Genomic DNA, 12,149 nt, shown 5'->3' with positions numbered 1-12,149 from the left:
CATCTATTTCCCCCAATTTGTGGACAAGACCCGTAATCAAGTTATGCGGTTGCAAAAGGATCAGAATGTCACTGGTCTATTAGGAATGACTGCGTCATACTGCAACCGTTTTCCGGGTTAATAACCGAGTGATGAAATACAACAATAAGGCAGGACTTATGGCAGAAAGAGCCCAGAACCTCCAGGATACCTTTCTTAATCACGTACGTAAGACGAAGACACCATTGACCATTTTCCTCGTCAATGGCGTGAAGTTGCAAGGTGTTGTAACCTGGTTTGATAATTTTTGCGTGCTGCTGCGGCGTGATGGGCATTCCCAACTCGTTTACAAGCATGCAATTTCTACGATCATGCCAAACGGCCCGCTGTCTCTTTTTGAGGCTGGCGAGACTAACGAGAAAACTGAGGGCTGATTGTCCGATTTCAAAGATATGGGAAACGGGGTCGCTGAAAAAGGCGAAGGCAAACTGATTGATCGCCGAGCAACCCCGACCCGCGCACTTGTCCTAGTTCCGATTCTTTCCACACCGCTGCAAAACAAGGCCGCCGCTGAAGGTCGACTGATCCGGCGCACAGATGACGCACGTCTGGAGGAAGCCGCCGGATTGGCCGCAGCGATTGAGCTTGATATCATTCACGTTTTGCGCGTTCCTCTGAATGCCTTGCGTCCGGCAACGCTGCTGGGCACCGGCAAGGTGGCCGAACTGGGCCATCTTATCAAGGACGAAGAGATAGAGTTGGTCATAATGGACCACGCCCTGTCGCCAATCCAGCAACGCAATCTGGAAAAAGAATGGGGTTGCAAGATCCTAGACCGTACCGGTTTGATCCTTGAGATCTTCGGCCGTCGCGCCCAGACCAAAGAAGGTCGACTGCAGGTAGAGCTAGCCCATCTCAATTATCAAAAAGGGCGGTTGGTTCGCAGTTGGACCCACCTGGAACGCCAGCGCGGTGGCATTGGCTTCATGGGTGGTCCCGGTGAAACCCAGATCGAGGCTGACCGACGGGCCTTGCAAGACAAGATCAACCGCCTTGAAAAAGATCTCGAGCAGGTGCGGCGCACCCGTGGCCTGCATCGCAGCAACCGCCAGAAAGTGCCACACCCGGTTGTCGCTCTGGTCGGTTATACCAACGCTGGCAAGTCGACGCTGTTCAACCAGCTGACCGGCTCCAACATCTTTGCCAAGGATTTGCTGTTCGCGACACTCGATCCGACACTTCGCACATTGGCTTTGCCTCATGGACGCCAGATCATTCTGTCCGACACGGTGGGTTTCATTTCAGATTTGCCGACGCATTTGATCGCCGCCTTCCGCGCGACACTGGAAGAAGTGCTGGAAGCTGACGTCATTCTTCATGTTCGCGACATTGTGCATGAAGATACCGGCGCACAGGCTGCCGATGTGGCCAGCGTGCTCCATGATCTCGGTATCGAAATTTATCAGGATCCACGAGTCATCGAAATATGGAACAAGATTGATTTGCTCGAAGAGGAAGAGCGGCAAACAATTCTCGACCGCGCCGCTTTGCAGCAGCCGTCACGCACGACAGGCCAGTTGCAACCCGTCGCCCTGTCAGCAACGACAGGCGAGGGCACCGATATCCTGCTGCATGAAATCGAAGTCAAGCTTGCACAGAATGACAACATTCTGTCGATCCATCTCGGCTTTGAAGATGGAGAAGGGCTCGCGTGGCTTTATCGTCATTGTGATGTTCTGGAACGAAATGACAGCGAAGACGGCATTGACCTGACGATCCGGGCACCGGAAAAGCTACAGACCGAATTGCTTAATCGCTTTCAGGTCAACTGATGTGTTTGAGCGGATAATGAGAAGGCCGGGAAGGCAACATAACCTTCCCGGCCTTTGGCATTTCCCTATCCTTCAAGCCCCTGCGACTGGTTCGCGCAGCCCCCCCCAAAAAAATCCAAGACTCTTCAGCCTTAATTTTTCTTGGCCTGCTGCCAAAGCTGTTCCATCTCATCAAGTGAGGCAGCTTCGAGCGAGCGGCCCTGCTGTTCCAGCGCCTGTTCGATGAAGCCAAAGCGGTCGCGGAACTTCTGGTTGGTCGCAGCCAGTGCCTCATCGGGCTCCACATGCATGTGACGCGCAAGATTGGCCACAGCGAACAGCAGATCGCCAATCTCATCCTTGATGGCCTCATCATTGGTGCCGTCGGCCTGATCCAACTCAGCCCGCACCTCTTGGGCTTCCTCGATAATCTTGTCGAGCACAAGCTTCGGGTCATTCCAGTCGAACCCGACTCTACCGGCCTGCTTTTGCAGTTTCACCGCTGCCTTCATGGACGGCAACCCGCGCGGCACATCATCCAGCAGACCCTTCGTCCCATCTTCTAGCCCCAACTCGGTCCGGTGGATGGCACGCTCCGCTTTCTCTTCCTGTTTGATTGCTTCCCACGCCTCCCGCACCAAGGCTTTGCCACGCTCACCCGCATCGCCAAAGACATGAGGGTGGCGGCGGATCATCTTCTTGGTGATGGCATGAACCACATCGCCGAAGTTGAAGCGCGCCGGCTCGTCCGCCAGTTCACTGCCCATCTGAGCATGAAAGACAACTTGCAACAGCAAGTCTCCCAACTCCTCGCGCAAATCATGCATGTCATTGCGCTCGATTGCATCTTGCACCTCATAGGCTTCTTCGATCGTATAGGGAATGATTGATGCAAAGGTCTGCTCAATGTCCCATGGACAACCGCTCTCTTTGTCGCGCAACCGTTGCATGATCTCGACAAGCATCTCAATGTCGCGGGAAGGGGCAATTGTCATGGTTGGCTCATTTTTCTGAATGGGAGGAGAGGGAGGAAGGCGGCTTGCACCCGGTGATCATATCCCGTTTATGCCCAAAGCCCTTGCGCTTGGCAATGGAGAAGCCAGCGGCCTGCAAATTACGCCGCACCCAACCGGCCGCCGTGTAACTGGCCAGCGTGGCATGATCGGTACTGGCATCAAACACAGCCTGCATCAACGCCCCCGACCATAGGTCCGGATTGGTTTTCGGATTGAAGCCATCCAGATACCAGGCATCGACGGCGACAGGCATTGTAGCGAGTGCATCCACCGCGTCACCGATATAGAGCAGCAGCCGCACCCCATCAAAGGACAGTGCCTGCCAACCAGCCTGCTCCGGCTGCCATGCGGCCGCCAACTGATTGGCCAGAGGATGCAGAATCTCCCATGGTGACAAAGCGGTCAGAAGGCTCATCCGATCCATCGGATATTTCTCTACCGAAACAAATGTCAGTGACTGTTGCGCAGAGCGCGCCGAGCCATCCAAACCTTGCACCGCTGACCCGTGAGCAAGCCACGTGGCGAGAAAGTTCAATCCGGTACCGAACCCCAACTCACCAATCACCGGATTGTCGCCCGCCCACCAGCGATCCGGCAGGCCATTGCCATCAAGGAACACATAACGTGTTTCTTCCAGACCGTCGGTGCGGGAATAATAGGTATCGTCAAAGCGTGTGGATTTGGGGGTCAAATTGTCCAGCCAGACAAGTTCGGGCTGTTTAGGCATGGCTTTTTTCCGGCAAAGGAGTAGGTTGCAGCAAACAATACGCGGCTTTAGTTTGCCGCCAGTCTACCTGTCATAAAAAGAAATGAGCCCCATGCCAAGCCCTCAAACGCCTGTCACCCCAACTCTTGCCAAACAGCACCATGACGTCATCATCATTGGCGGTGGTGTCTTTGGCCTTTCCATCGCTCGCGCCACTTTGGCCGCGGGTTTGAGCACCATGCTGATCGACAAAGGCGAAATCGGGCAGGGCGCCAGCTATGGTCTATTAGGGGCGCTGCTGCCCCATATGTCTGAAAGATGGAATGAGAAAAAACAATTTCAATTCAATGCATTGAAAAAGCTTTCTGAAGTTAAAGTGCAACTTGAGGAAGAGACTGGAATGTCCATTGGCTACGACCGCTGCGGCCGCGTCGTTCCACTGGCAACCGCCAATCTTCGCGAGCGTCATGAAATCCGATCCAAGGAAGCCGAGACTTTGTGGAATGGACCAGAAACTGGTTATTTTCACCGAGTCTATGAACCAAGCGATCTCAATGGCTGGCTGAATACAGACCTTTGCCCGGAAGGCTATGCCTTTGACAATTTCTCAGCCCGGGCCAATCCGCGCGCCTATTGTGCGGCAGCCAAAGCATCGGTCGAGAAACGCGCGGGCACTTTGCTGGAATGCACGGAAGTGGTCGACATCAAGGACAATGGCAACGGTGCTGAAGTAACACTCAAGAGCGGCGAAACGCTCTCTGGGGGCATCGTAGTTCTTGCTGCAGGCTATCGCAGTTTCCCGATGCTCGAACGTCTGACAGGTCTTGAAGCGCTTGGCAAAGGCATCAAGGGTCAGGCCTTGATCGCCAAGGTCGGGCAGGCGGATGGATTGCCCATTCTTTATGACCGCAAGATCTACGTCGTACCGCACGATGGCGGCGTTTGCGCCATAGGCAGCACCACAGAGGAAGAATGGGACGACGAGAACAGCACAGACGAGCGCTGCGACGACATCTGGGCTCACGCCAACACGCTTTGCCCAATGCTAAAGGATGCTCAAATCCTGCAACGTTGGGCAGGTATTCGCCCAAAAGCAACCAAGCGAGACCCGATGGTCGGCTTCCTGCCAAACTCCAAAAGCGTCTTTGTCGCCACGGGCGGTTTCAAGATTGGCTTTGGATTGGCATATGACATCGCTCAGGTATCCGTAGAACGGATTGCTGGACTGGAAACAACGATCCAGTTGCCTGCAAGCTTCGAGATGGCCCATCATCTTGATGGCAAAGACTGGTAGCATCGATCAACGCACATCACCGTGGCGGCGCGTATGCCGTCACGGTGTGAGCACATGATCAAGGGCAGTAGCGCAAGTCCGCAAGAGTGGAGCGGGGCAATTTGAAAATAAATTGAGACCGATATCACGGTCCCAATGATCATATATATAATTCGTGTAATCTATATTATGGAATTTTTATCTTAAAGTCATTTTGAGGACCACTCTCGATTGAGACTGGATTATATAATAAAAACAAAGACTAATCTGATATTCTTGATTCACTTACTTCAAACATCACACCAGTCATCCGCATTATCTGGAATCAACGATGTCTCCTATGGACAACTGCATAACGCGGCAAGGCCCAAAGACCAAAGACGTAGCACAGCTATCAGCTATCAGCTATCAGCTATCAGCTATCAGCTATCAGCTATCAGCTATCAGCTATCAGAAAATGTTGGAGCAAAAGAAGCTGACTGTCCAGCACCAATGCATGCTCATGCATCAGTCCGCTCAGATGCGGTCAAAGGACAGAACCATCCCGTCATAGGCCGGAACCACATTGTCCGGTAAGGTCCGGCACAAAGTGTCATAATCCATGTCGACATGCATGTGAGTCAAAATGGTTTTGCGCGGCTTCAGCCGCTCCACCCAGCTCAACACCTCATCGAGGGAGAAATGACTTGGATGAGGTGCATAGCGAAGTGCATCGACGATCCAGACATCAAGGCCCTGCAGCATCAGCTCGGTCTCAGGCTCGATGTCACTGACATCGGAGCTATAGGCCAGATTACCGATACGAAAGCCCAGCGAGTGAATGTCCCCATGCACCTGATTGTAAGGCATGGCATCAATCGTCCCTGCAGGCCCTTCGACAGAAACCAACTGGCCATGCTCGATCAGGCTCGGATCCAGGATCGGAGGATAAGAACTACCAGGTGGTGTTTCGAGACAATAGCCAAAGGCTTGCTCGATCCGTTCCATCGTCATTGCATTGGCGTGGATTTTCACCCGCTGTCGACGATTGAACACAAAGGCCCGCAAGTCATCGATACCGTGCAAATGATCCGCATGCGGATGGGTGTAAACAACACCGTCGACCCAGTTGATTCCCGCCGTCAGCATTTGCTGGCGAAAATCTGGACCGCTATCGATCAGCAGTCGAGTGACAGTGTCACCGTCGAACTTTTCCACCAGTGCAGAACAACGGGTGCGGCGGTTCTTCGGATTGTTTGGGTCGCATTTGCCCCAGTCATTGCCAACCCGTGGCACGCCGGGAGAAGACCCGCATCCGAGAATGTGAAATTTATAGCCGCTTTCCGTCATTGCTTTCCTCAAGTCGCAGGATCCGCAGTCTAGCTGCGCTCTGCCTTGCTGAACAGACGGAAAAAGTTGTCTGTGGTGATCTGCGCAATCGCGTCCTTCGAGACACCTTTGACGTCAGCCAGAACCTCCGCCGTATGCGCCACATAGGAAGGCTCATTGCGCTTGCCGCGATATGGCATCGGTGCCAGATACGGCGCATCGGTTTCCACCAGCAACTGATCAATTGGCACTTCAGCAACGATATCGCGAATATCCTGAGAGCGCTTGAAGGTCAGAATGCCGGAGAGGGAGACATACATCCCCATTTCAACGGCCCGCATGGCGAGTTCGCGTCCCGACGAGAAGCAATGCAGAATGGCTTTATAAGGCCCCTCTTCCATCCCTTCACTCAGGATCGCGATCATGTCCTCATCCGCATCACGCGAATGAATGACCAGCGGCAGACCGGTCATCTGCGCCGCCTTGATGTGGGTGCGCAAGCCCTGAGCCTGCGCTTCCCTTGGGGCATTGTCATAGAAATAATCAAGCCCTGCTTCGCCGATCGCCACGCATTTGGGATGCTCCGCCAGCTTGGCAATATCGTCTGCGCTGAAATCCATTTCCTGATCCGCATTATGCGGATGGGTGCCGACCGAGCAGAAGATATTGTCATAGCGTTCCGCAATGGCCTTGATCTGATCAAACTTGCGAATATGAGTGCAGATGGTCACCATATGCCCGACGCCTGCCAATTCGGCACGCCGGATCACATCGTCCAACTCTTCCTTGAAATCGGGAAAGTCCAGATGGCAGTGGCTGTCGACAAGCATGGGTCGATTTATTCCTCTTCTTCGGTCTTCTCAACATAGCGCGGGAAGACCGGGCTTGGCTTGTCAATTGGCGTGCCAGCTTTCAGGCGATGCTCGGCACCTAGCGAGGCAAAGCTGCGCTCCTCATCAGCCAGTGCAAATAGATCCAACAACTTGGCCGCAGAGGTCGGAATGAAAGGCTGAGCCAGAATACCAACCTGACGGATCACTTCCGCCGTGACATAAAGAACCGTCTTCATCCGTTCCGGATCACTTTTGCGCAAGGCCCAAGGCTCTTGTGAAGCGAAATAGCGGTTGGCTTCGCCAACCACATCCCAGACGGTTTCAAGCGCCTTATGGATCAGCTGCTTGTCCATGAAGGCCTGACATTTTTCCAGCATCCCATCGGCCTGGACCAACATCGCTTTGTCTTCAGCGCTATAGTCCCCCGGTGCAGGCAGAGCCTTGTCGCAGTTCTTGGCGATCATCGACAAAGAACGGCTAGCCAGATTGCCCAGATCGTTGGCAAGATCGGCATTGGTCCGGTTAACGATGGCCTCGTGGCTGTAATTGCCATCCTGACCGAACGGCACTTCGCGCATGAAGAAGAAACGGGTCTGATCAAGACCATATTCTTCAATCAAGCCAAAGGGATCGATCACATTGCCAACCGACTTGGACATTTTCTCGCCGCGGTTGAACAGGAAGCCATGGGCATAGACACGCTTGGGCAGTGGAATGCCTGCGGACATCAGGAAAGCAGGCCAGTAAACCGCATGAAAGCGAATGATGTCCTTGCCGATGATGTGAGTGGCATTGGACCAATAGTTCTGGAACTTCTCACTGTCCATGTTCGGATAACCAAGCGCAGTGATATAGTTGGTCAGCGCATCAACCCAGACATACATGACGTGATTGTCTGTGCCCGGCACCGGAATACCCCAGTCAAAGGTGGTGCGCGAGATTGACAGATCGCGCAGACCGCCCTTCACAAAGCTCATCACCTCGTTGCGGCGCTCGGACGGGCCCATGAAATCCGGTTGGCTTTCATACAGCTCCATCAGCTTGTCCTGATAGTTGGACAGACGGAAGAAGTAGCTTTCCTCTTCGGTCCATTCCACTGGCGAACCCTGTGGGCCATAACGCACGCCATCTTCGCGCAGTTCGGTTTCGCTTTCAGCATAGAAGGCTTCATCGCGTACGGAATACCAACCGGCATAGCTGTCGAGATAAATGTCGCCAGCCTCTTCCATTGCCTTCCAGATGGCCTTTGACGCCTCATAATGGCGCGGCTGCGAGGTGCGAATGAAATCATCATTGGAACAGCCAAGGGCCTTGGCCATTTCTTCAAACACAGGCGCATTGCGGTCCGCCAACTGAGCGGCGGTCAGTCCCTGCTTCTCCGCCGTCTGTTGCATCTTCTGGCCATGCTCGTCTGTGCCGGTCACAAAGAAGACATTGTAACCATCCAGCCGCTTGAAGCGTGCCATGGCATCCGTTGCCATCATCTCGTAGGCGTGCCCGATATGAGGCGCTCCGTTGGGATAGGAAATGGCGGTGGAAATGAAAAACGGTTGCTTGTCAGTCATGCCGGATGTCGTCTTTTCAAAAGGTTGTTGTCTCGATGCGGGATTTCCAGATGATAGCGACCTTGATGTCGCCGCAACAAATCGGGCGACCATGAGGGGTCGGGCTGGAAATGGTCACCTGAGGTTTTGGGCGAAGGGGCCGGTTGCGTCAAGGCTTTTCATTGATGCTTGCCCGTTTATGGTCAATTTGCCCCCATTCGTCAGGTACACAATCTGGTAATAGCTGACAGTGATGGGAGAAACTCAGAGGCCTTTGGAGGCTTTTGCCACCATCCGCATCACGGCGATGACGGCTTGCTTCTTGTCGAGATTGAAAATGCGGGTTTCGCGCAAGATAGAACCTGCTTTCTCCCAGGCCTCGGCCAAAGGGTAGAGGTCGGCCCCGCTCACATCCCCCTTCCCGCCGCCTTTATGCAGCTGATTGGAAAGGTGGCGGTGAACAAGATCAGCAAACCCATCGAACCGTTGATCCTTGCCGCGCTGATCAACCATTTCCGCAAAAGCACTCAGGCTTTCATAATCAGGATTGTAAGGGGGCTGCAACAACCGCTCGAAAGCGTGGACCAGCACCAGACCTTCATCGCTTTGCAGTTCGGCAGCCTTGCGGATTGACCCGTCACACAGAATGCTGAGATCTGCCACCTGATCACCGGATGCTATGTCCAGCCCCATCAGGGCTTCCGACAAAACCGGATTTTCGAGCGGAGCGAAAGACAGGCGACGACAACGCGACCGGATGGTCGGCAACAGGCGCCCGGGCGCGTGGGAGACCAAAAAGAAAATAGCATGCTTGGGTGGTTCTTCGAGTATCTTCAACAAGGCATTCGCCGCATTGCCATTCAAATCGTCAGCGGGATCGACGATACAAACACGCCAGCTATTTTCACCCGCCGTAGAGCCAAAGAAGCGCACGGTTTTGCGCACTTCATCAACCGTAATTTCGGTGCGGAATTTCTTGGTTTTTTGATCATAAGGACGATCAATCGCAAGCAGATTTGGATGAGCATAATTGGCAACCAGTTTGGCCGCGTGGCTGTCGGGACTGACATCAAGACTGCTAGGTCCGAAACGATCACCAAGCAGGGAATCCCCTGCAGACATCCCTGACGACCCCAACCCTTCATTGAAAATGAACCGCGCTGCCCGATAGGCAAAGGTTGCCTTGCCAATCCCTTTCGGTCCAGTCAACAACCATGCATGATGCATCTTGCCCGACTGCCAAGCGGACAAAAAGGTCTCTTCCGCCTTGCTGTGACCGAAAAACTGCTCTTGCTGGTGCGGAGCTGCCAATCCTTCCAGACTATCAAAAATCGGAAAATCCAGATCCATATCCGCCATCTAAGCCTCTACGCTTTCACGCTTGTTGTCGTCCTGATCCGACAGGAGCTTGGCTTCCACGACTTGCCAAATATCTGCAGCAATTTCATCCACGCTCTGCGACGCATCAATCACCTTGCAGCGCTTGGGATCACTATAGGCAAGTTGCAAAAAGGCATTGCGTCGGGCTTCGTGAATGACAAGATCTTCGCGTTCGAACCGGTCGGCAATCTCGTCAGCGGACCGTCTTGCATGCGCTCGGCTCATGCCCACTTCAGCGCGCAAGTCCAGAATAAGTGTCAGATCCGGCCGCATGCCATCAATGGCAAGACGCTCCAGCTGATCAACCAATTCAGGGGCCACACCACCGCTTTCCCCTTGATAGACTCTGGTGGAATCCATAAACCGATCGCACAGAACCCACTGTCCCTGTTCAAGCGCAGGCTTGATCTTGCTGTCCACATGATCAGCACGGGCCGCGGCAAAGAGGATCGCCTCACCGCTTTCCCCCAACCCCATCTGATCGGCGATGCCTGACAGCAAAACATGCCGCAAGGCTTCCGCGCGCGGTGAGCCGCCAGGTTCACGGCTTTTGATACAATCGATATTCTGCTTGGACAAACGCTCTTCAAGCAAGCGTATCTGGGTGGTTTTTCCGACCCCTTCGCCCCCTTCAAAGGTTATGAATTTGCCTTTTCGCATAAATATCTCGATTGTTGTTTCAGTGGCACCACGCACCGGCGCCGACACCCTGCGCGAATCTCTACAAGCCGATTAGTCAGGCAGACGCTCCGACAAACAAGAGGCTTTTCATAAAAAAGCCTCTTGCATACACGCCTTTGTGTGACCCTTAAAGAATCCCCTATGTGTCAAACGCGCGATAGCTGAATCACAGCCATCCAAGCAACAGTTCTTGAAGACCATCCATGGCGCGCTGGCTCAGTGTTCCCTTGCCTACCGAATGACCGGTAACCAGCGGGGTCTCCAAAATGACTGTGTCATCTGACCAGACCTTGAGGGTTGCCACCTTGGCTCCCTCCTCTAGCGGCGCTTTCAGCGGTCCTTGATAGTAGATGCGAGCCTTCAGCCGGCCTTCCTGCGACCGAGCCATGAAAACGCTGACAGGGCGTTCACTGACCAGCATTACGCTGGATTGATCCCCACCATGCACATTGGCAGTCGCGATTTCCTCATCGGCATCATAAATGCGTTTGGAGGTAAAGGCCCGAAAGCCCCAACCCATCAGTTTGCGGGCTTCTTCACGACGCTCTTTCTTGCTTTTCATGCCACTGAGCACGGCAATCAGACGCTGATCCCCCTGCTTGGCGGACGAAACGAGACCATAGCCGGATTTTTCGGTGTAACCGGTTTTCATCCCGTCGGCTCCTTGCGTAAACCCAAGGGTGGGATTGCGATTGCGCTGGGTGATGTTGTTCCAGGTGAACTCGGGAATGGAGAAAAAGTGATAATATTCCGGGTAGGTTTCGATGATGTGCCGCGCGAGGATCGACAGATCCTTGGCGGTCACATGCTGTCCCTCTGCTGGCAAACCGGTGGAATTGACAAAATTGGAGCCGGTCAGACCGATATCCTCGGCGCGGTTGTTCATCAGTTGCGCAAAACTCGCCTCATTGCCCGCCATGCCTTCGGCAACAGCAATACAGGCATCGTTGCCCGATTGCACAGTGATGCCCTGAATAAGGGCCTCTAGCGGGACACTGGACCCAAGCTTTGCAAACATGGTCGAGCCGCCCGAATTGGCGCCGCCCTCTCGCCATGCAAATTCTGAGATCAGAAACTCGTCTTCCATAGACAAAGAGCCGGTCTTCAAAGCATTGAAGACGACTTCCAACGTCATCAATTTCGCCAAAGACGCAGGAGGAATTTGCTCATTTTCGTTTTTGCTCAAAAGCACTGATCCAGAATTGGCATCAATCATGTAGGCCTGTTCAGCCTTGGTCTGAAACACTTGAGCCTCGGCAGACAGGCCCGGCAAGACAATCAGACCGGCTGTCAGAAGAGCGAAAAAATTATTACGCTTGCAAAACAAATTTAGCATTCTTACCTCGTAAAGTCTTCTCAGTTGGGGGAGAGTCCCTCGCCTCGCCAATCCCAACAATCAATGAAACCCACTTGGTTCTTCAATGGCTTTCTTATGCATGCAGGCAGTAAACACTGAGCCACGATCTGTTCGGCACAACATCAATCATCAGCATTAGACCTGCATGGCCTGAATCTCTGGCGATAGTACAACGCAAACCCAAAAAGAAAAAGGAGAGGACTGGCCTCTCCCTTCAAAACTGCTTGAATATGCGTCAGAATTTCCAACCCAAGGAAAGGT

Annotated in this window: 11 protein-coding genes; 3 read left to right on the top strand and 8 right to left on the bottom strand. The window is 53.5% G+C overall.

Translation table 11 applies throughout. The features are described 5' to 3' along the window. Nucleotides 1–131: 131 nt before the first annotated feature. Both hfq and hflX read left to right on the top strand, forming a co-directional pair. Nucleotides 132–413, top strand: coding sequence for an RNA chaperone Hfq (hfq, locus tag FDK21_RS06020; RefSeq protein ID WP_114008687.1), 282 nt, complete (start codon nt 132–134; stop codon nt 411–413). 18 nt (nt 414–431) lie between these two features. Next, complete coding sequence (hflX, locus tag FDK21_RS06015) at nt 432–1,811, top strand: GTPase HflX (protein ID WP_114009609.1); 1,380 nt, start codon at nt 432–434, stop codon at nt 1,809–1,811. Nucleotides 1,812–1,942: 131 nt separating this feature from the next. Here hflX and mazG read toward each other — a convergent pair whose 3' ends face one another. Both mazG and mnmD read right to left on the bottom strand, forming a co-directional pair. Continuing rightward, nucleotides 1,943–2,779, bottom strand: a complete 837-nt coding sequence (gene mazG / locus FDK21_RS06010; protein ID WP_138147970.1) for a nucleoside triphosphate pyrophosphohydrolase — start codon at nt 2,777–2,779, stop codon at nt 1,943–1,945. A 13-nt stretch (nt 2,780–2,792) separates the two neighbouring features. Beyond that, on the bottom strand, nt 2,793–3,533 hold the full coding sequence (gene mnmD / locus FDK21_RS06005; RefSeq protein ID WP_138147795.1) for a tRNA (5-methylaminomethyl-2-thiouridine)(34)-methyltransferase MnmD: 741 nt from the start codon (nt 3,531–3,533) through the stop codon (nt 2,793–2,795). Between the two features lie 91 nt (nt 3,534–3,624). Here mnmD and FDK21_RS06000 point away from each other — a divergent pair, with 91 nt between their 5' ends. Beyond that, nucleotides 3,625–4,806, top strand: coding sequence for an FAD-dependent oxidoreductase (locus FDK21_RS06000; protein ID WP_171021958.1), 1,182 nt, complete (start codon nt 3,625–3,627; stop codon nt 4,804–4,806). Nucleotides 4,807–5,301: 495 nt separating this feature from the next. Here the strand turns inward: FDK21_RS06000 and FDK21_RS05990 are convergent, their stop codons facing one another. The 6 genes from FDK21_RS05990 to FDK21_RS05965 all read right to left on the bottom strand — a co-directional run bounded on the left by FDK21_RS05990 (nt 5,302) and on the right by FDK21_RS05965 (nt 11,867). Further along, nucleotides 5,302–6,114 carry an MBL fold metallo-hydrolase gene (locus FDK21_RS05990; protein ID WP_138147792.1) on the bottom strand — a complete coding sequence of 271 codons (813 nt, stop codon included), beginning with the start codon at nt 6,112–6,114 and terminating at the stop codon, nt 5,302–5,304. Between the two features lie 29 nt (nt 6,115–6,143). Next, nucleotides 6,144–6,923: a TatD family hydrolase gene (locus FDK21_RS05985; RefSeq protein ID WP_138147791.1), complete on the bottom strand. Its 780-nt coding sequence runs from the start codon at nt 6,921–6,923 to the stop codon at nt 6,144–6,146. 8 nt (nt 6,924–6,931) lie between these two features. After that, on the bottom strand, nt 6,932–8,584 hold the full coding sequence (gene metG, locus FDK21_RS05980; protein ID WP_138147790.1) for a methionine--tRNA ligase: 1,653 nt from the start codon (nt 8,582–8,584) through the stop codon (nt 6,932–6,934). A 150-nt stretch (nt 8,585–8,734) separates the two neighbouring features. Beyond that, a complete protein-coding gene (locus FDK21_RS05975; RefSeq protein WP_138147789.1) occupies nt 8,735–9,829 on the bottom strand; it encodes a DNA polymerase III subunit delta' in 1,095 nt (364 codons plus the stop codon). Further along, nucleotides 9,830–10,510, bottom strand: a complete 681-nt coding sequence (gene tmk / locus FDK21_RS05970) for a dTMP kinase (RefSeq protein WP_138147788.1) — start codon at nt 10,508–10,510, stop codon at nt 9,830–9,832. It lies immediately after the preceding gene. 187 nt (nt 10,511–10,697) lie between these two features. Then, the gene (locus FDK21_RS05965) at nt 10,698–11,867 is read right to left on the bottom strand and encodes a D-alanyl-D-alanine carboxypeptidase family protein (protein WP_171021957.1); all 1,170 of its coding nucleotides are present in this window, start codon (nt 11,865–11,867) and stop codon (nt 10,698–10,700) included. Between the last annotated feature and the right edge of the window lie 282 nt (nt 11,868–12,149).

It is taken from the genome of Cohaesibacter sp. CAU 1516 (assembly GCF_005771485.1).
Taxonomy (GTDB): Bacteria; Pseudomonadota; Alphaproteobacteria; order Rhizobiales; family Cohaesibacteraceae; genus Cohaesibacter; species Cohaesibacter intestini.
Note: the sequence above shows the minus strand (reverse complement) of the source record. Positions and strands in the feature narration are given on the sequence as shown.